Source organism: Streptomyces sp. NPDC104226, assembly GCF_055584085.1.
On sequence record NZ_JBVJMS010000006.1, the window covers coordinates 581,436 to 599,936 of the forward strand.

The window sequence follows — 18,501 nt, forward strand, 5'->3', positions numbered from 1 at the left end:
TGGGCGGGCCGACTTCGCCGGACTTCCCCGAAAAATGTTCGCCCACGGCGTCCTCCACCAGCAGAATCCCCCCATGGAACCGATCACCCTGACCACGGAGCGCCTCGTGCTGCGCCCCCACCTCCCCCTGGACACGGACGAGGTGTTCGCGGCCTGCGGGGACCCCGAGATCCAGCGGTGGATATCCGTCCCCCTCCCGTACGAGCGCAAGCACGCCGAGGCCTACGTGAACCGGGTCCCGGGCGGGTGGCAGAACGACTCCGAGTACAACTTCGCCGTCCGCCTGGGCGCCGACGGCCCCCTCGTGGCCTGCATCGGCGTCGCCCCGGACGGCGACAACGCCCACGAGATCGGCTACTGGACCGCCCCCGGCCACCGGGGCCGCGGCTACATGACCGAGGCACTGGCCGCCGTACTCCCCTGGACCTTCACCGAGGCCGGCTGCGTCCGCCTGATCTGGCGGGCCGCCACCGAGAACCACGCCTCCCGCGCGGTCGCCGAGAAGGCCGGCTTCGTCATCGAGGGCGTCCAGCGCGCCGGCATGGAGCAGCGCGGCACCCTGATGGACTGCTGGGCGGGCGCCCTGCTCCCCTCCGACCTCGGCCTCCCCTCCCGTCTCCCCTACCGGCCCTCGTCTGTCGGCGGCCGGGTCTAGGGTGCGGTCATGACGCCGCCCGTACCCCCGCCGACCGTGTCCCTGTCCGCCGACGAGGCCCGCCGCATCGCGCTGCGCGCGCAGGGCTTCCTCGGGGCCCCCGACCGGCGCGGCGGTGTCCGCGGGGTCCTGCGCCACCTGGGCGCCGTCCAGCTCGACACCATCTCCGTACTGGCCCGCTCGCACGAACTGGTCCCGTACGCGCGCCTCGGCGCCGTCGGGCGCAAAGAGGTCGAAGCCTCGTACTGGTCGGAGAACCACGCCTTCGAGTACTGGTCGCACGCGGCCTGCATCCTGCCGATCGAGGAATGGCCGCACTTCGCCTTCCGCCGCCGGGCCAACAAGGCCCGCGGCCACCGCTGGCACGTCCTGGAGGACAAGCACCGCTCGACGAAGACGGTCCTGGAGCGCCTCGCGGCCGAGGGCCCGCTGACCTCCACCGAACTGGGCGGCGCCAAGAACGGCGGCGAATGGTTCGAATGGTCCGAGACGAAGATCGCGGTCGAGTGGCTCCTCGACATCGGCGAGGTCGTCTGCACCGAGCGGCGCGGCTGGAAGCGGGTCTACGACCTCCCCGGGCGCGCCGTCCCCTCCGCCCTGCTCCACGACGAGCTGGACGACCGCGAGTGCAAGCGCCGCCTGGTGGCCCTCGCCGGGCAGTCCCTGGGCGTCGGCACCCGCTCCGACATCGCGGACTACCACCGGCTCAAGAAGCAGGACTTCGACGCGGTGGTCGAGGACGCGGGCCTGGTACCGGTGGAGGTGGAGGGCTGGGACAAGCCGGCCTGGGCGGACCCCGCGGCCCTGGCCTCCGTGCCCCGGGGCCGCCACCGCACGACCCTCCTCTCCCCGTTCGACTCCCTGATCTGGGAGCGCCCGCGCACGGAGCGGATCTTCGGCTTCACGCACCGCCTGGAGGCGTACGTCCCCAAGCCCCGGCGGATCCACGGCTACTTCGCGATGCCCCTGCTGGCCGGAGGCCGCCTCCAGGGCCGCGTGGACCCGGCCCGCGAGGGCACCACCCTGGTGGCCCGCCAACTCTCCCTGACCACCCCCAAGGCAGCCCGCCCCATGGCCGAAGCCCTCCGCGAAGCCGCCACCTGGGTCGGCTGCGACACGATCCGCATCGACCGCGCGAGCACTCCCGCGGAAGCGGAAGCCGTCACAGCGGAACTGTCCGCCCTCTGACGCCGGCTCCGCCATGGCCCCCTACAGCCGTCCGGCGTTCTATCCAGCCCCGCCGGCGTTTGAGGCGCGGGGTCTGGGGCGGAGCCCCAGGGGCCCGGGCGCAGCCCGGGCCTCACGGGTCAGGGCGCAGCCCTGGGAACGGCGGAAGGGCGGGTAGGGGACGGCCCCGCAGGGCCCGCCCACCCGCACCCGCACCGGGACGGGGACAGGGACCCGTCCCTACCGGATCTCGAGGATCTTCTCGCGCATCGCGTACACCACCGCCTCCATCCTGGAGTGCAGCTGCAGCTTCTCCAGAATGTTCCGCACGTGGTTCTTCACGGTGTTCTCGGAGATGAACAACTCCTTCGCGATGTCGCGGTTGTTCATCCCGGTGGCCACCAGCTTCAGGACCTCGAGCTCCCGATCCGTCAGCCGCGGCGCCGGCACCAACCGCCGCTCGTCCGTCCGCTGGATCATCGACTTGAATTCCGTCAGCAGCTTCGACGCCATCGACGGACTGATCTGCGACTGCCCGTCCGCCACCGCCCGGATCGCCGTGGCGACCTCGTCCGTGGAGATCTCCTTCAGCAGGTACCCGGTGGCTCCCGCCTTGATCGCGTCGTAGAGGTCCGCCTCCTCGTCGCTGATCGTCAGCATGATGATCTTCGCGGAGGGGGCCACCTCCTTGATCGAGGTGCACGCCTCGATCCCGCCCCGGCGCGGCATCCGCACGTCCATCAGCACGATGTCGGGCAGCAGGTCCGCCGCCTTGTCCACGGCCTCCGCCCCGTCACCCGCCTCGCCGACGACCTGGATGTCCTCCTCCTGCGCGAGGACGATCTCCAGCCCGCGCCGGAACAGCGCATGGTCGTCGACCACGAGCACCCGGATCGGCTCTGCCACCTGGTCCTCCTCACGGCAGCCCGCACCGTCGTCGTCGCGCACCGGCCCGAAGCTGTCGGCCATCGTTCCTCCCCCTGCACCACGGTGCTGAGCTGCTGGGTCGATCCGGCGAGAGCGGCCGCCGGCTGACTGCCCGACATGATTCCATGCCGGAGTAACCGAACGGGGGCCGACGGTTACCGGCCGATCCATACAAGCCACCGTCTCGCAGCCGTCGCCACGCACGAGTGCCCCCGCGCCCGCCTGGGCGAACGCGGGGGCACCACACCGGCACCGCACGAACCTCCGGATCCAGCCCGGAATCAGTCCGGAATCAGTCCGGAATCAGCGGCTCAGCCTCCGAGCGCGCCACCCGCTCCCGCGCCGTCGAGCTCACCCGAGCTGGAGGCGGCGTCGGAGGAATCGAGGTGGATCACGCCGTAGTCGTAACCGTGGCGCCGGTAGACGACGCTCGGCATCTTGGTGTCGGAATCGACGAACAGGTAGAAGTCGTGACCGACCAGTTCCATCTCGTACAGGGCCTGGTCGAGCGACATGGGTGCGGCCGAGTGGGTCTTCTCGCGAACGACGAGCGGGCCGTCGCCCTGTACTTCCAGCGATCCGATCCGGGTGGTCGGAATCGCGTCCGTCTTCTCGCCGTTGACCGGCTCGCCGTTGCCGTTGAGGGTGGCGGCGTTCGGGACCGCGTCGGCGACCTCGGCCGCCGAGAGCCGTCCCGCGCCGCGCCGCGTGTAGCGCTTGTCGTGCTGCTTGCGCAGCCGGGCCTCCAGCTTGTCCTGAGCGAGGTCGAGCGCCGCATACGGGTCGGCGGCGGCGGCCTCGGCTCGAATCACCGGGCCCCGCGAACGCAGGGTGATCTCCACGCGGTCGGAACGGTCGGCCTGGCGCGGGTTGTGCTCCTTGGACACCTCGACGTCCAAGCTGATCACCTTGGCGTCGAGCTTCTGGATCCGCTCCGGATTCAGCTTCTCGGCCACGTGCTTGCGGAACCGGTCGGGCACCTCGGTCTTACGGCCCTTGACGACGATGTCCACGCAGAACTCCGTTCCCGGATAGCCACGCCTCAGGGGCGAGGCGTCTCCCTTTCGCACCAGACCCCGGTGAACACCGGAGCCTCGGACTTGGCGACTTCCACCTCCTCCTCCCCCATCGGCAAGATCTACACCCCACCGACTTCGGAGTCGAGGGACAACCTCTGACACGAAGTTTCCGAAACGTACAAACGCTCGAAACGTGCGCTCCGATGCGTGGGGCCCAAGGTTCGCCAATTCCTTACAACCGAACATATCCCTCTATGCCGGTTGTCGGCACCCGCTACCGGAACGTACCTCCGTTCAGGTGGCCGTTCCCTCTTACTACCTGCAACGATGCGCCTTCCCTTCCAGTTCCAAATCTATTCACACGTTTTTTGGTCTGTACGAGTTGCACCCGGCCCGCGGCGCACGAAGGAGTCCGCCGGCGCCGCCACCACGGCGGCCGTCAGAGCAGCCGCAGGCACCCCGCCCGGCGCCCCGATCCCGGCCGCCCGCAGGGCCCGCGCCGCCTCCGCCAGGGTCGATCCGGTGGTGACGAGGTCGTCCACGACGACGATCCGGTCCGCCCACCCCGTCACCCGGCCGGCTCCGGGGCGCGCCTCCAGGGCCCCGGCGAGGTTCTCCCGGCGCTGCGCCGCTCCCAGGCCCGCCTGGTCGGCCACCGCCCGCCGCAGCCGCAGTACGGGCGTCACGCGCGCGGGCACCCCCTCCCGCCGCAGCCGCGCCGAGGCGGCCAGCGCGATCCTGCGCGCCGGGTCGTGCCCGCGCGCCCGCACCCGGTGCCGCGCGGAGGGCACGGGGACCAGCGCCACGCCCCCTCCCGCGGCCCCGCACGCACCGCCCGCGCGGACCGCAGCCGCCAGGGCCGCGCCGAGGACGGCGGCCAGCGGCAGCGCGCCGCGCTCCTTGTGGGCCAGTACGACGGCTCGTACGGCCTCCCGGTACGCGGTGGCCGCATGGACCACGGGCAGCCCCGCCGGGCACGGAGACGGGCGTACCGGCCCCGCCCCGGCCCCACTGAGCGCCGACCGGCAGGCTGCGCACAGCACCGCACGCCCGGCGCCGCAGCCGGTGCACCCGACCGGCAGCACCAGTCCGCCGAGCTCACCGGCGAGCACCCGCCACCACTCCCGCATGGCGTCCACCCTGCCGGGCGCGGGCGGCACCCCACCACCCCTGTGGACGACCACCGGGGCCCGGCCCGCAGCCCGCCGCCGTCAGCCCGGGTAGATCGGCGCCCGTCCGCCGGCCACTACCGTGCGCCACTGCGCCCCCGGCGGCAGCCACACGATGCCGTCCTCCAGCGACTCGGCGACCACCGGCTTCTTCTCGTCCTCGCTCGCCGCGACCGCCACCAGCCCGGTCGCCCCGGGCAGCCCGGCCCCGACCATCGAGCCGTCGGCCAGCAGGTAGCGGGCCTGCACGACCATGCCGCTCTCCCGGCCCACCACCAGCAGCCGGCCCCGCGGCGCCCAGCTCATCGCCGTCACGTCCGCCAGCTGCGGAGCGGCCGGACGCAGCTCGCGCACCGAGACCGGCGAGGCGTCGCCCTTCCCGTCGGGCCGCTCGATCCGCCCGGTGTACAGGGACTTGCGGCTCTCCCGCGCCACCACCAGCGCGATCCGCACCCCGTCGGGCGAGGCCTTCACCCCGGTGATCCGCCCGCCGGCCAGCCCGGACACCTCGACCCGTTCGGGTGCCCCGGTGCCGCCGGGGATCCGCCACAGCGTCGGGTCCTGCGGATCGGGGTCGGCGACCCACAGGTCGCCCGCCGCGTCCCAGGTCGGGGTGGCGAGCCCGTTGGGCTTGGCCCCCTTGCCGGTCAGCAGCGGAGCCGGCATCGGGCCTGCGGTGGTCAGGTTGACCACGTACAGCCCGTGCCCGTCCTCGGAGACCACCGCGGCGCGCTTCTCGTCGTAGGAGACGGCCGCGGAGCCCACCTTGAAGCCCGGGTTCGCGGCGAGCGGTCCGGGAGCCGGTGTCGGCGGGTCCTGCTGCTCCTCGCGGTTGGGGTCCAGGCTGAGCCGCTGGAGCCGGTTCTCCGCGTCCACGTAGTACTGGTGGTTGGGCGAGGGCGGCCGGTTGGCGATCGTGGCCGCGCCCACCTCGGTCACCTGGCACAGCGTGGTGCCGTCGGAGCGCAGCAGGTCGACCCGGTCGACCCGGGAGCCCGTCACGTCCTTGACCGTGTACAGGATCTGGGTGGCCATCCGCTGGCACAGCGGCTCGCGGGTGTTGTCCACCTGCTCGCTCAGCGGTACCCGCAGCGAGTTCTGGCCGTCGACCGAGAGCGACTTGGTGCCTTCGCGCAACCGGGTGCCGGTGGGGAAGCTGGAGGCGACGACCGGCCCGAGCCACTTGGAGGGGCCTTCGAGCAGCGAGGTGACGGTCTGGGTGGTGGGGTCCATCCGGGAATCGGGGTCGCTGCGCTGGCGCACGTAGACGGGGTCGGCGACGAGCGTGGAGCCCGCGAAGTAGTACTTGTTGACGGGCCGGTAGATGCGCTGGAAGTCGGACTCGCTCAGGACCAGGCTGCTGGGCGGGGTCGCGATCCGCCACTGGCCGTCCTTCTGCTGGAGCTGGAGGAACTCCTCGTAGCGCCGGTCGCCGGTCTCCGGCTGGTACGCGCTGCGCTCGTCCACCGTGGCCAGCATCTTGCCCGTGATCTTGAACCGGGGCGCCGCCGGGTCCTTCTCGCCCTGTACGGAGAACCGGTCGAGGCCGGCGGCGAGCACGGTGACGGCCGCTCCGGGCTTCCAGTTCTTCGCCGCGTCCTCGGTCAGGTACTTGCGGGCGGTCTGGAGCTGCGGATCATCGCTGGTCATGGCCTCCAGGAAGCCGTCGACGATCTCCTGCGGACTGGCCTTGTCGGCCGGCGGCACGCCGAACACGCGGACCTGGGAGTCGACGCCCTGCGAGGCCTCCACGGGACGGACCTCGCCGTGGTCGGGCATGGAGGCGCAGCCGGCGAGCAGCAGCCCCGCCGCCCCGAGGGCGCCGGCCCTGAGGGCATTGAGGCCGCGCGGCCCGAGCCGACGCGACCGAACCGGCTCAGCGCCCATGCGATCCACCCGCTCCGCCTGCTCCGCCCGGCCCGCCCGCCGCGCCGGTTCCGCCCGCTCCACCGCTGCCACCCTCTCGGTCGGTTGCTCCCGCCGTCCCGCCGGACCGCGCGCCCGCCACCCCGCCCCCGGAACCGGGTCCCTGCTCCGCCTGCCCCGGCCGGGTCACGACCCGTGCCCCGCTGCCCGGCAGCGCCGTCGGGTCGGCCGGTACCGGCACGGCACCCGCGACGGGCGACAGGGGCGGCATCGGCGCCCGGTCGCCCCGCCCCGCCTGCTGCGCCTCCTGCGCCCGCTGCCCGGCGGCCGCGGAGCCCTCCGCCGCGGCCCTGGCCCGGTTGGCCCGGGAGTCCTCGGGCTCCAGCGGGATCGGCGATCCGCGCAGCGGCTCGTCGGCGGTGCGCGGCAGCGTCAGGCGGAACTGCGAGCCGCCGCCGGGCTCGCCCCACGCCTGGAGCCAGCCGCCGTGCAGCCGGGCGTCCTCGACGGCGATGGACAGGCCGAGGCCGGTACCGCCGGTCGTGCGCGCCCGCGCCGGGTCGGCGCGCCAGAAGCGGTTGAAGACGCGGGTGGCCTCGCCCGGCTTGAGCCCGACTCCGTAGTCCCGTACGGCCACGGCGACGGCCCCGCCCGCCGAGGCGAGCCGGACGACCACGTCGCGGCCCTCGCCGTGCTCGACGGCGTTGACGACCAGGTTGCGCAGGACCCGCTCCACGCGCCGGGCGTCGGCCTCGGCTATCACCGGCTGGGTGTCCCCGAGGACGCGGATCCGGGTGTGCTTGTGATCGGCGAGCGGCTGGGCCCCGTCGATGACCCGGCGTACGACGTCCCGCAGGTCGACCGGCTCCGCCTCCAGGGCGGCCGCGCCCGCGTCGAACCGGCTGATCTCCAGCAGGTCCGCCAGGAGCGACTCGAAGCGGTCGAGCTGCCCGGCGAGGAGCTCGGCGGAGCGTGCGGTGACCGGGTCGAAGTCCTCGCGGGCGTCGTAGATGAGGTCGGCGGCCATCCGCACGGTCGTGAGCGGGGTGCGCAGCTCGTGGGAGACGTCCGAGACGAAGCGCCGCTGCAGCCGGGAGAGGTCCTCCAGCTGCACGATCTTGTTCTGGAGGTTCTGGGCCATCTTGTTGAAGGCCTCGCCGAGGCGGGCGATGTCGTCCTCGCCGGTGACCTTCATCCGCTCCTGGAGCCGCCCCGCCGAGAGCCGCTCGGCGATCCCCGCGGCCATCCGCACGGGGGTGACGACCTGGCGCACGACCAGCCAGGCGATCCCGCCGAGGAGGACCACGACGAACAGCCCGGCGGTGGCGATGGTGACCTTGACCAGGTTGAGGGACTCCTCCTCCTGGGTGAGCGGGAAGAGGTAGTACAGGTCGTACGGGTCGCCGTTGATGTCGGTGAGCCGCTTGCCGATGACGAGCGCGGGCTCGGGCAGCTTGTCCCCGGCGTCGGTGTAGCGGATCTGCGAGAAGGTCTTGAAGGCGCCGGTCGCGTGGTTGACGTTGCGGCGCAGCCCCAGCGGCACGCTGGCGTTCGGGTCCACGTTGCCGGAGGCACGGGCTCCGCGGACGCCGCCGAGGGCTCCGCGGGCCGGCCGTTCCTCGCCGGTTCCGCTGCCGGCGCCCAGCGCCGCCACTTCGAAGGCGCTCTGCCCGCCACTGGCGAGCTGCTTGACCAGGGAGTTCATCCAGGTACTGGCGTCCCGGCCGACCTTGTTGTCGGAGGCGTCGGGCCCGTCCGCCGTATAGGGCGTGTTGGCTTTCTCCTGTGCGACCGCGAAGCCGCCCGCGGCCTGGCTCTGCGCGGCCTCCTCCTTGGCGTCGAGGAGGCCCTTGCTGACCTGCGCGATGACCACGAACCCGAGGGCGAGGACCACGGCGAGGGAGATCAGCAGGGTGGCGGCGACCACCCGGAGCTGGATGTTGCGGCGCCACAGCCGGACAGCCGGAAGCAGCGGCCGGCGTACGAGGCGTACGAACAGCCGCAGCACGGGTCCGCCGGGCGCTCCTTCGGGGAGCAGCCCGCCGCCCCGCAGCGCTCCCCAGCGGGAGCGGCCACGGGGCTTGCCGGGTGTCATGTCAGCTCGGTCCGGCCTTGTAGCCGACCCCGCGCACGGTCACGACGATCTCGGGGCGCTCCGGGTCCTTCTCGACCTTGGAGCGCAGTCGCTGGACGTGCACGTTGACCAGGCGGGTGTCGGCCGCGTGGCGGTAGCCCCAGACCTGTTCCAGCAGCACCTCGCGGGTGAAGACCTGCCAGGGCTTGCGGGCGAGCGCGACCAGCAGGTCGAACTCCAGCGGGGTCAGGGCGATCGAGGCGCCTTCCCGCTTGACCGAGTGCCCGGCCACGTCGATGACCAGGTCACCGATGGTCAGCTGCTCGGGCGCGGGCTCTTCCGACCGGCGCAGGCGGGCCCGGATGCGGGCCACCAGCTCCTTCGGCTTGAACGGCTTGACGATGTAGTCGTCGGCCCCGGACTCCAGGCCCACGACCACGTCCACCGTGTCGCTCTTGGCGGTGAGCATCACGATCGGTACGCCGGACTCGGCGCGGATCAGCCTGCACACCTCTATGCCGTCCCGACCGGGCAGCATGAGGTCGAGCAGCACGAGATCCGGCTTCGCCTCCCGGAAGGCAGCCAGTGCCTTGTCGCCGTCCGCTACGAACGACGGCTCAAAACCTTCTCCACGCAGCACAATGCCGAGCATCTCGGCCAGCGCGGTGTCGTCGTCGACGACAAGGACGCGTCCCTTCATGGTTGACATCATCCCATTAGCTAATCGTTACCCGGCGGTGAGCTGTCCCACAGCCAAAGGGGCTGGAAATCGTCCCTCGGACCTGCGTGGAGATCAGGACGCTCAGTGTGCCCCGGATCCGGCCGCCGTACGAAGGCACGAACGTCCGGGGATCCGGGAGGGCCCTGGTCCGTTCGGGACGTCTGGTCCGTTCGAGGTTGTCACATGGCACGATGGCAGCCGGACCAAGCGCCCCGTACCCCGCAGTGCACGTGAAGGAGCGACGATGAACGACTCTCCGGGCTGGGCCACGCCCGGATCCTCCCCGTCCGACGGTGAGGGCTCCCACGGTACGCAGCCGCCCGCGGGCGGTTCCGGCGATTCCAAGTGGTCCGCCGAGCAGCCTCCCCCCGGCCAGTGGTCGAGCCCGACCCCGGGCCAGACCCCGCCGAACCAGCAGCAGCCGCCCGCGGCCCCCCGGCCGGGCACCGGCTGGGGTGCGCACGGCGGCGGCTACCCGCCCCCGAGCGGAGGCTGGGGCAACCAGCACCAGGCGGTGAAGCCCGGCGTGATCCCGCTGCGCCCGCTCGGGATCGGCGAGATCCTCGACGGGGCCGTCTCCACGATGCGCAAGCACTGGCGCGCGGTCCTGCCCATCACCCTGGCCGTGGCCGTCGTCGTCCAGCTGGCGAGCGTGCTCCTGCAGAAGTTCGCCTTCGGCGACGTCGTACTGGACCAGTCGAGCGACGCTCCCGTGGAGGAGCAGATCGACGCCCTCGGCTCGTTCGTGGGCATGTCCGCGGCGGACGGGTTCGTCCAGCTCATCGGGGCCATCGTGGCCACCGCGATGCTCACCATGATCTTCAGCCGCGCGGTGCTCGGCCACGGCTCCTCCATCTCCACCGCCTGGCGCGAGGCCCGCCCCCAGCTGGCCCGGCTGTTCGGCCTGACCCTCCTCCTGGGCCTCGGCTCGGCCCTCGTCTTCACCGTGCTGGTCCTGCCCGGCGCCCTCGCCGGACAGGCCGCCGTCGCCGCCCTCGGCGGTCTCATCGCCTTCGGCCTGATCCTCTGGCTCTGGATCAAGCTCTCCCTGGCCTCGCCCGCCCTGATGCTGGAGAAGGCCACGATCCGCAAGGCCCTGACCCGCTCCTCGAAGCTGGTCAAGGGCTCCTGGTGGCGGATCTTCGGCATCACCCTCCTCACCGGGATCATCACGGCCTTCGTCTCGGGCCTGATCGTCCTCCCCCTCACCCTCGTCGGCGGCCTCCTCTTCGGCGGCGGCCTCGAAGGCATGGCCGACGGCACCGGCGCCACGAGCTGGGGCTACCTGATCAGCACGGCCGTCGGCGGGATCATCGCCCTGACGATCACCATGCCGATCCAGGCGGGCGTCACGGTCCTCCTCTACGTCGACCAGCGCATCCGCCGCGAGGCCCTCGACCTGGAGCTCGCGCGGGCGGCGGGCATCGAGAACTACGGCACGACCACGCCGCCGACCGGAGGCTGACGCGGGAATGAGGAGCACGGGGGGCCTGCTCACACCACCACCCACCCCACCGGTCACCATCGGCCGCGAGGCCGCCGGCGAGGCGGCCCGCGCCGAGCTGTCGAAGCCCGCGTACCACCAGAACGACCCGGGGTTGTTCGAACGGGCCCTGAACCGCTTCTGGGAGTGGGTCGGCGACCTCTTCGACCAAGCCTCCGGCGCGACCCCGGGCGGAACCCTCGGCCTGCTGGCCGTCGCCGTCTTCGCCCTCCTCGTCGTCGCCGCCCTGTGGTGGCGCCTGGGCGCCCCCCGCCGTACGGCCAACCGCGCCGCGGGCACCCTCTTCGACGACGGCATCCGCAGCGCGGCGGACCACCGCGCCACCGCCGAGGCCCTGGCCGGCGAGGGCCGCTGGAGCGAAGCCGTCCAGGAGCGCATGCGCGCCGTGGTCCGCTCCCTGGAGGAGCGCACCCTCCTCGACCCCCGCCCGGGCCGCACCGCGGACGAGGCGGCGGCCGAAGCGGCCGTCTCCCTCCCGTCCCACGCCACGGCCCTGCGCACGGCAGCACGCACCTTCGACGACGTCACCTACGGCGCCCACCCGGCCACCCCCGAGATGTACGCCGCCCTCACCACCCTGGACCAGGCCCTGTCCCGCACGAAGCCCCTCCTGACGGGCCCCACCCCATGACCGACCCCACCGCAGCCCCCACGCCGCCGAGCCCAGAAGCCGACGAACCGGGCGGGACCCCGACCCCGCCCCACCCCACCCCCGCACCCCCGGCTCAGGAACCAGACGGACCGGGCGCGACCCCGACCACGGGCCACCCCGCCCCCGCACCCCCGGCTCAGGAAGCAGACGGACCGGGCGCGACCCCGATCACGGGCCACCCCACCCCCGGCGCGGCCCCCACTCCCCCGAGCCAGGAAGCCGACGGACGGGGCGCGACCCCGATCACAGGCCACCCCGCCCCCGGCGCGGCCCCCGCGCCCCACCCCACCCCCGGCAAGGCCCCCACTCCCCCGAGCCAGGAAGCCGACGGACCGGGCGGGGCTCCCGGCGCCCCCACGCCCCCCGTCCAGGCGGCAGCAATCACCACGCCCCTCCCCGCCGGGGCCACCGCCCCGACCCCGCCCCCCGGCGGAGCCGGGACCTCGGCGTCCGGCGGAGCCGGGACCCCGGTGCCCGGCGCAGCCGCCACCACCCCCCGTACGACCGCCGGAGGCACCCGTACCAGGCCGCGGGACCTCTGGGCCCGCTCCCGCGGGTTCCTCATCGCGCTCGCGGTGCTCCTCGCCGGCGGGCTGGCCCTCGCCGCCCTGAACTCCGGTGCCCGGCACGGCTACCTCGACCCCCGCTCCGCCGACCCCTCCGGCAGTCAGGCCGTGGCCGAGCTGCTCGGGGAACGCGGGGTCACCACCCGGGTCGTCACCACCGCCGCGGAGGCCGCCGACGCCGCCGGCCCCGACACCACCCTGCTGGTCACCGACCCCGACCGGCTCGGGGACGGCCAGCTCCGCGACATCCGCACCGCGATCGACCTCTCCGGCGGCCGGACCGTCCTGCTCGGCCCGAGCGCCCTCAGCCTCCCCGCCCTGGCCCCCGGCACCCGCGCCGACGACGACTCCCCCGCCCCGGACACGAACCTCGACCCGGGCAGCACCTGCACCCTCCCCGCCGCCACCACCGCGGGCCGCGCCGCCACCGGCGGCGGCCACCGCTACACCACCGGCAGCGCCGGAGCCACCGCCTGCTACCCCGGCGCCGGCCACCCCACGCTCCTCGTCCTGCCCACCGGCGTCCGCGGCGGCGACACCGTCCTCCTCGGCTCCGAGCGCATCCTCCTCAACAAGAACCTCGCCGCCGAGGGCAACGCCTCCCTCGCGCTCCAACTCCTCGGCTCCCGCCCGCACCTCGTCTGGTACCTGCCCTCCCTCGCCGACAGCGCCGAAGGCACCGGCACCGGCGAGGAGCAGAGCTTCCTCGACCTGATCCCCGCCGGCTGGAGCTGGGCCCTGCTCCAGTTGTTCCTGGCCGCCGCCGTCGCCGCCCTCTGGCGCGCCCGCCGCCTCGGCCCGCTCGTCACCGAACGCCTGCCCGTCCTCGTCCGCGCCTCCGAGGCCACGGAGGGCCGCGCCCGCCTGTACCGCAAGGCCGGCGCCCGCGACCGCGCGGCCACCGTGCTGCGCGCCGCCGCCCGCGAACGCCTGGCCGCCCTGGTCGGCGTACCGGCCACCCAGGCCCACGACCCGGCCGCCCTGGTGCCCGCGGTCGCGGCCCGCCTCACGGCCGGGCACCCGCACGACCCGGCCGCCCTGCTCTTCGGCACCACCCCCACCACCGACGCGGCGCTCATCGCGCTCGCCGACCACCTCGACGCCCTCGAAAGGGAGGTCCGCACCTCATGACGGCCACCACGGACAGCGCCCGCTCCGCCCTGGAGGCGCTCCGCACCGAGATCGGCAAGGCCGTGGTCGGCCAGGACTCCGCCGTCACCGGTCTCGTCGTAGCCCTCCTCTGCCGCGGCCACGTCCTCCTCGAAGGCGTCCCCGGCGTCGCGAAGACCCTCCTGGTCCGAGCCCTCGCCGCCTCCCTCGAACTCGACACCAAGCGCGTCCAGTTCACCCCCGACCTGATGCCGAGCGACGTCACCGGCTCCCTCGTCTACGACGCCCGCACCGCGGAGTTCTCCTTCCAGAACGGCCCGGTCTTCACCAACCTCCTCCTCGCCGACGAGATCAACCGCACGCCCCCGAAGACCCAGTCCTCCCTCCTCGAAGCGATGGAGGAGCGCCAGGTCACCGTCGACGGCACGCCCCGCAAGCTGCCGGAGCCGTTCCTCGTCGCCGCCACCATGAACCCGGTCGAGTACGAGGGCACCTACCCCCTCCCCGAGGCCCAGCTCGACCGCTTCCTGCTGAAGCTCACCGTCCCCCTCCCCTCCCGCGAGGACGAGATCGGCGTCCTGACCCGCCACGCGGCCGGCTTCAACCCCCGCGACCTGCACTCCGCGGGCCTGCGCGCCGTCGCCGGTCCCGCCGAACTGGACGCCGCCCGCAAGGCCGTCCAGGCCACCGCCGTCTCCCCCGAGATCACCGCGTACGTCGTCGACATCTGCCGCGCCACCCGCGAATCCCCCTCCCTGACCCTCGGCGTCTCCCCGCGCGGCGCCACCGCACTGCTGGCCACCGCCCGCGCCTGGGCCTGGCTCGTCGGCCGCGACTACGTCACCCCCGACGACGTGAAGGCCCTCGCCCTGCCGACCCTGCGCCACCGCGTCCAACTGCGCCCCGAGGCCGAGATGGAGGGCGTCACGGCCGACGCCGTCATCACGGCGATCCTCACCCACGTCCCCGTCCCGCGCTGATGGCGTTCACCGGACGCGCCGCCCTGCTCGCGGCCCTCGGCAGCATCCCCGTCGGCATCCTCGGACCGAGCTGGACGGGGATGCTGGCGGTCAACGCCCCCATCGCCCTGGCCTGCGCGATCGACTACGCCCTCGCGGCCCCGGTCCGGCCGCTCCACCTGGCCCGCTCCGGCGACACCTCCGTCCGCCTCGGCGAATCCGCCGACGTCCACCTCACGGTCACCAACCCCTCCCCCCGCAGGCTCCGCGCCCGGATCCGCGACGCCTGGCCCCCGAGCAGCTGGGTCTCCGGGACGGAAGTCGAGGCCTCCCGCCACACCCTGACGGTCCCTCCGGGCGAGCGCCGCCGCCTCACCACCCGCCTGCGGCCCACCCGCCGCGGCGACCGCCGGCCGGACCGCGTCACGATCCGCTCGTACGGCCCCTTGGGCCTCCTGGCCCGCCAAGGCCACCACACCGTCCCCTGGACGGTCCGCGTCCTGCCTCCCTTCACCAGCCGCAAGCACCTCCCCTCGCGTCTCGCCCGCCTGCGCGAACTCGACGGCCGCACCAGCGTCCTGACCCGCGGTGAGGGCACGGAGTTCGACAGCCTGCGCGACTACGTACCGGGCGACGACACCCGTTCCATCGACTGGCGGGCCACCGCCCGCCAGCACAAGGTCGCCGTCCGGACCTGGCGCCCGGAACGCGACCGGCACATCCTGATCTGCCTCGACACGGGCCGCACCGCGGCCGGCCGCGTCGGCGACGCCCCGCGCCTGGACTCCGCGATGGACGCGGCCCTGCTCCTCACCGCACTGGCCACCCGCGCGGGCGACCGCGTGGACCTCCTGGCCCACGACCGCCGTCCCCGCGCCCAGGTCCAGGCCCGCTCGGCGGCCGACACCCTGCCCGCCTTCGTGAACGCGATGGCCACCCTCGAACCGGAGCTGGTGGAGACCGACTTCCGCACCCTGGTCTCCACCGTCCTGCGCAGCGCCCCGCGCCGCTCCCTGGTGGTCCTCCTGACCAGCCTGGACGCAGCCCCCGTAGAAGAGGGCCTGCTCCCGCTCCTCCCCCGCCTCACCCAGCGCCACACGGTCCTCCTGGCCTCGGTCTCCGACCCCCACGTCGCCGAGATGACGAGGTCCCGCGGCACGGTGGAAGCCGTCTACGAAGCCGCCGCGGGCACCCAGTCCCAGTCCGCCCGCCACCGCACGGCCGAACAACTCACCCGCCACGGCGTCCACGTGGTCGACGCCACCCCGGACACCCTGGCCCCGTCCCTGGCAGACGCCTACCTCGCCCTGAAGGCCGCCGGCCGCCTCTAGAGCCGCCGGCGATGACTCGGGTGGCTGCGGTGACTTCCCCGGGCCCGGACAACCATTTCCCGATGCCGTAAGTCGAACGGGTGGCAGTGGCCCCCTCGTGGGGCCGTACTGCCGACGCTTCCCGCTCCTGCACGCTTCGGAAGGCATCAACCATGTCAACCAGACGATTCATCACGGCGCTTGGCGCCACCCTCGGAATCGCCGCGTCCACGTTCCTCGCCGCCCCAGCAGCACATGCCGTGGACGGAGGCTTGGAGGACATAAGCGTAGTCTCCTCCTCGGTCGGGTCCGACGGGGCGTTTCGCGTCCAGTTCGAGTCTTATGAAGGCTGGAAGGTCGGCAACGGCCTCGCCGTCCGGGTGCGGGAGAAGGGCACGAGCGCGGTCGTCGCGCGGGTCGGCGGCTTCAACAGCGGCGTGTGCGGGGACGAGGACTGCAGCTACAGCATCTACACGTCAGCGCCCGCCAAGCTGGACAAGATGGCCGTCTACGACCTCGAGGTGGTCCGCAACGACGGCCAGAGCAACGAGCAGGTCGCCGCCAACAAGGGGGTGCTGAACTACGCCCTCAACCCGAAGATCGAGGGCTTCGCGTCCTCGCTGCCCTCGCTGTCCTACGACAGTCGTTCGGGGCAGTCTTCGGGCCGGGTGGTCGCTGAGGATCCGAAGACGCATGAAGTCAGGCCGTTGGCGGGCGCCGAAGTCCAGGTCCAGGCCGCCTGGGACCAGCTCGCGGAGCTGACCACCGATGGGGCGGGACGGTTCGCCGGTCCCTTCGCCTTCCACGGCGATGAGCAGGAAGCCTCCCTGCGGGCTTCGCTCGTGGGCAGCGAGTCCGTGACGAGCAAGCTGTCGCTGCCGATCCGCAAGCAGGCCACGAAGCTGAACGTGACCTCGCCCGCCGCGACGGTAACGGCACGCTTCGGCACCGAGGTCCCCGTGCGCGGCACTCTCACGCGCACGGCCGACGACGGCACGCAGAAGCCACTGAACAAGGGCCTCGAGGTGACCAAGGACGGCTGCGTCGTTGCGTACCGGGAGGACTGTGGCAACGGAGTGGGTTACTTTCGCGTCACGGGTGACGCGAAGATGACCGTCGGGTTCTCCAGTGCCTGGTTCGAGGCCTCGTCCTCTTCCTTCGCCGTGCACGCCACCCACATGAGCGCCTTCGAGGGCCTTGTGGGACACGTGGACCAGTACCGGAACATCACCTACACCGGGAAGCTGATCGTCAAGGACGGCACCGTCCCGGCCGGCGCCGCCCCCCGGGTCCACTTCGACTTCTCGGGCGACAACGGCAAGACCTGGACCTACGTCGGCTCCACCACCACGACGTACAACACGCCCTTCACCCTGAAGAGCCCGTACTCCTCTGCCAAGCCCGGTGTGTGGCGCCTGCGCCACGGCACCGCGAACGTGGGCCCGACCACCAGCCAGACCTTCCAGTTCATCCGCCGGCCCACGCAGCTCACGGCTGACGACGTCACCCCCGAGGGCGTGGCCCGCGGTACGACGATCACCGCGAAGGGGCTGCTGACCCACAGGTACAGCACCACCTGGAAGCCGTTCGCCGGTCAGACGGTCCGGATCTACTTCAAGCCGGCGACGCCGGGTGGCGCGTGGAAGCAGCTGGGCACCGCCAAGACCCTGGCCAACGGCACCTTCAGCAGGAAGTTCACCGCGGACCAGGACGGCACCTGGCAGATGCGCTACGACGACACCCCCTCCACCCACTACGCGTCCAAGGGACGCGAGGACTACGTGGACGTCCGCTGACCCTCCCGGCGGGGCCACCCCAAGGACGGCCCGGCCGTCCGTACGGTGGGGTCCGTGACCGAGCGACCTCACCAGTGGTGGACCCCGTCGGGCGTGCGACTGCGCCGGGCCGCGCAGCGGCCCGGCCGCAGGAACTGGCTGTTCGTACCCGGCGGCCCCGGCCTCGGCTCCGAGTCCCTCGCCGGCCTCGTACGGACGGCTTCGGTCCCGGGGACGTCCTGGCTCCTGGACCTGCCCGGTGACGGCTCGAACCGCGGCCTGCCGACCGTCCCGCACGACCCGTACGCCGACTGGCCGGCCGTCCTCACGGAAGCCGCGCGGGCTCTTCCCGAGGCCGTCCTGGTCGGCCACTCCACCGGGGGCATGTTCGCCCTCGCCACCCCGGCACTCGAACCGCTCCTGGCCGGCCTCGTCCTGGTGGAGAGCGCCCCCCACGCGGGCTGGCGCCCCGCCTTCGCCGCCCACGCAGAGACCCACCCGCTCCCCGGGGTCACCGAGGCCGCCGACGCGTACACCCGCACTGCCTCGGACACGACCCTCCGCGCTCTCACCCTGGCCGCGGCCCCGTGGAACTTCACCCCCACGTCGCTGACCAAGGGCCGCGCCCTCTTGGAGGCCCTCCCGTACAACAACGCGGCGACGACCTGGGCCGCAGCCCACTTCGACGACACGTACGAGGCCCTCTGGGCACCCAGCACCCTGCCGACCCTGATCATCAGCGGCACGGAGGACCACATCGTCGACCAAAGCCTGTGGCACACGAGCCCGGCCTTCACCGCAGCGCACATCCTCCACCGCCGGATCGAAGGCGCCGGCCACTTCCCCTGGCTCGACGCCCCGAAGGCCGTCCGATCCGCGTTCAGCGATTTCGAGAAGACCCTGTAAACGCAGAAAAGCCCCGCACCAGTTTCCTGGTGCGGGGCTTTCCCACAATGATTGTTCGGCGGCGTCCTACTCTCCCACAGGGTCCCCCCTGCAGTACCATCGGCGCTGAAAGGCTTAGCTT

The 18,501-nt window shown here is 73.0% G+C and carries 15 protein-coding genes and 1 rRNA gene; 9 read left to right on the plus strand and 7 right to left on the minus strand.

Features of this window, described 5'->3' with window-relative positions:
• The first annotated feature begins 73 nt into the window (after positions 1–73).
• Positions 74–655 carry a GNAT family N-acetyltransferase gene (locus ACZ60J_RS21930; RefSeq protein ID WP_469684050.1) on the plus strand — a complete coding sequence of 194 codons (582 nt, stop codon included), beginning with the start codon at positions 74–76 and terminating at the stop codon, positions 653–655.
• Between the two features lie 9 nt (positions 656–664).
• A complete protein-coding gene (locus tag ACZ60J_RS21935; protein WP_469684051.1) occupies positions 665–1,843 on the plus strand; it encodes a winged helix-turn-helix domain-containing protein in 1,179 nt (392 codons plus the stop codon).
• 219 nt (positions 1,844–2,062) lie between these two features.
• Here the strand turns inward: ACZ60J_RS21935 and ACZ60J_RS21940 are convergent, their stop codons facing one another.
• The 6 genes from ACZ60J_RS21940 to mtrA all read right to left on the minus strand — a co-directional run bounded on the left by ACZ60J_RS21940 (position 2,063) and on the right by mtrA (position 9,589).
• Positions 2,063–2,791: a response regulator gene (locus tag ACZ60J_RS21940; protein ID WP_469684053.1), complete on the minus strand. Its 729-nt coding sequence runs from the start codon at positions 2,789–2,791 to the stop codon at positions 2,063–2,065.
• 269 nt (positions 2,792–3,060) lie between these two features.
• On the minus strand, positions 3,061–3,762 hold the full coding sequence (gene hpf / locus ACZ60J_RS21945) for a ribosome hibernation-promoting factor, HPF/YfiA family (protein WP_469684055.1): 702 nt from the start codon (positions 3,760–3,762) through the stop codon (positions 3,061–3,063).
• Positions 3,763–4,121: 359 nt separating this feature from the next.
• The gene (locus ACZ60J_RS21950) at positions 4,122–4,898 is read right to left on the minus strand and encodes a ComF family protein (RefSeq protein ID WP_469684124.1); all 777 of its coding nucleotides are present in this window, start codon (positions 4,896–4,898) and stop codon (positions 4,122–4,124) included.
• Between the two features lie 81 nt (positions 4,899–4,979).
• Positions 4,980–6,824, minus strand: a complete 1,845-nt coding sequence (locus ACZ60J_RS21955) for an LpqB family beta-propeller domain-containing protein (protein WP_469684056.1) — start codon at positions 6,822–6,824, stop codon at positions 4,980–4,982.
• Positions 6,814–8,898, minus strand: a complete 2,085-nt coding sequence (gene mtrB, locus ACZ60J_RS21960; RefSeq protein ID WP_469684058.1) for an MtrAB system histidine kinase MtrB — start codon at positions 8,896–8,898, stop codon at positions 6,814–6,816. Before mtrB ends, ACZ60J_RS21955 begins: the two co-directional genes overlap by 11 nt.
• Position 8,899: 1 nt before the next feature.
• The gene (mtrA, locus tag ACZ60J_RS21965; protein WP_274552971.1) at positions 8,900–9,589 is read right to left on the minus strand and encodes a two-component system response regulator MtrA; all 690 of its coding nucleotides are present in this window, start codon (positions 9,587–9,589) and stop codon (positions 8,900–8,902) included.
• Positions 9,590–9,842: 253 nt separating this feature from the next.
• Between mtrA and ACZ60J_RS21970 the strand changes: the two genes are divergently transcribed.
• From ACZ60J_RS21970 to ACZ60J_RS22000, 7 genes are all read left to right on the plus strand, one after another.
• Positions 9,843–11,063 (plus strand): glycerophosphoryl diester phosphodiesterase membrane domain-containing protein, encoded by a 1,221-nt coding sequence (locus tag ACZ60J_RS21970; protein WP_469684060.1) that lies wholly within the window; start codon positions 9,843–9,845, stop codon positions 11,061–11,063.
• Between the two features lie 7 nt (positions 11,064–11,070).
• Positions 11,071–11,733 carry a DUF4129 domain-containing protein gene (locus ACZ60J_RS21975; protein WP_469684062.1) on the plus strand — a complete coding sequence of 221 codons (663 nt, stop codon included), beginning with the start codon at positions 11,071–11,073 and terminating at the stop codon, positions 11,731–11,733.
• Positions 11,730–13,451 carry a DUF4350 domain-containing protein gene (locus tag ACZ60J_RS21980; protein WP_469684064.1) on the plus strand — a complete coding sequence of 574 codons (1,722 nt, stop codon included), beginning with the start codon at positions 11,730–11,732 and terminating at the stop codon, positions 13,449–13,451. Before ACZ60J_RS21975 ends, ACZ60J_RS21980 begins: the two co-directional genes overlap by 4 nt.
• On the plus strand, positions 13,448–14,410 hold the full coding sequence (locus ACZ60J_RS21985; RefSeq protein ID WP_469684066.1) for an AAA family ATPase: 963 nt from the start codon (positions 13,448–13,450) through the stop codon (positions 14,408–14,410). The genes ACZ60J_RS21980 and ACZ60J_RS21985 overlap by 4 nt, the downstream gene beginning before the upstream one ends.
• The gene (locus tag ACZ60J_RS21990; RefSeq protein ID WP_469684068.1) at positions 14,410–15,720 is read left to right on the plus strand and encodes a DUF58 domain-containing protein; all 1,311 of its coding nucleotides are present in this window, start codon (positions 14,410–14,412) and stop codon (positions 15,718–15,720) included. Before ACZ60J_RS21985 ends, ACZ60J_RS21990 begins: the two co-directional genes overlap by 1 nt.
• A 152-nt stretch (positions 15,721–15,872) precedes the next feature.
• Positions 15,873–17,495, plus strand: a complete 1,623-nt coding sequence (locus ACZ60J_RS21995; protein WP_469684070.1) for a hypothetical protein — start codon at positions 15,873–15,875, stop codon at positions 17,493–17,495.
• Positions 17,496–17,549: 54 nt separating this feature from the next.
• Positions 17,550–18,380 (plus strand): alpha/beta fold hydrolase, encoded by an 831-nt coding sequence (locus ACZ60J_RS22000; RefSeq protein ID WP_469684072.1) that lies wholly within the window; start codon positions 17,550–17,552, stop codon positions 18,378–18,380.
• A 53-nt stretch (positions 18,381–18,433) separates the two neighbouring features.
• Here the strand turns inward: ACZ60J_RS22000 and rrf are convergent.
• Positions 18,434–18,501 (minus strand): 5S ribosomal RNA (gene rrf / locus ACZ60J_RS22005); the annotation flags it as partial.

Bases quoted from the DNA above. Each gene is read 5' to 3' on its own strand.
- ACZ60J_RS21970 (WP_469684060.1), top strand. From the start codon at position 9,843: ATGAACGACTCTCCGGGCTGGGCCACGCCCGGATCCTCCCCGTCCGAC.
- ACZ60J_RS21995 (WP_469684070.1), top strand. From the start codon at position 15,873: ATGTCAACCAGACGATTCATCACGGCGCTTGGCGCCACCCTCGGAATC.
- ACZ60J_RS21940 (WP_469684053.1), bottom strand. From the start codon at position 2,791: ATGGCCGACAGCTTCGGGCCGGTGCGCGACGACGACGGTGCGGGCTGC.
- ACZ60J_RS21950 (WP_469684124.1), bottom strand. From the start codon at position 4,898: ATGCGGGAGTGGTGGCGGGTGCTCGCCGGTGAGCTCGGCGGACTGGTG.
- ACZ60J_RS21980 (WP_469684064.1), top strand. From the start codon at position 11,730: ATGACCGACCCCACCGCAGCCCCCACGCCGCCGAGCCCAGAAGCCGAC.
- ACZ60J_RS21935 (WP_469684051.1), top strand. From the start codon at position 665: ATGACGCCGCCCGTACCCCCGCCGACCGTGTCCCTGTCCGCCGACGAG.
- ACZ60J_RS21990 (WP_469684068.1), top strand. From the start codon at position 14,410: ATGGCGTTCACCGGACGCGCCGCCCTGCTCGCGGCCCTCGGCAGCATC.
- mtrA (WP_274552971.1), bottom strand. From the start codon at position 9,589: ATGATGTCAACCATGAAGGGACGCGTCCTTGTCGTCGACGACGACACC.
- ACZ60J_RS21930 (WP_469684050.1), top strand. From the start codon at position 74: ATGGAACCGATCACCCTGACCACGGAGCGCCTCGTGCTGCGCCCCCAC.
- ACZ60J_RS21975 (WP_469684062.1), top strand. From the start codon at position 11,071: ATGAGGAGCACGGGGGGCCTGCTCACACCACCACCCACCCCACCGGTC.
- mtrB (WP_469684058.1), bottom strand. From the start codon at position 8,898: ATGACACCCGGCAAGCCCCGTGGCCGCTCCCGCTGGGGAGCGCTGCGG.
- ACZ60J_RS21985 (WP_469684066.1), top strand. From the start codon at position 13,448: ATGACGGCCACCACGGACAGCGCCCGCTCCGCCCTGGAGGCGCTCCGC.
- ACZ60J_RS21955 (WP_469684056.1), bottom strand. From the start codon at position 6,824: ATGGGCGCTGAGCCGGTTCGGTCGCGTCGGCTCGGGCCGCGCGGCCTC.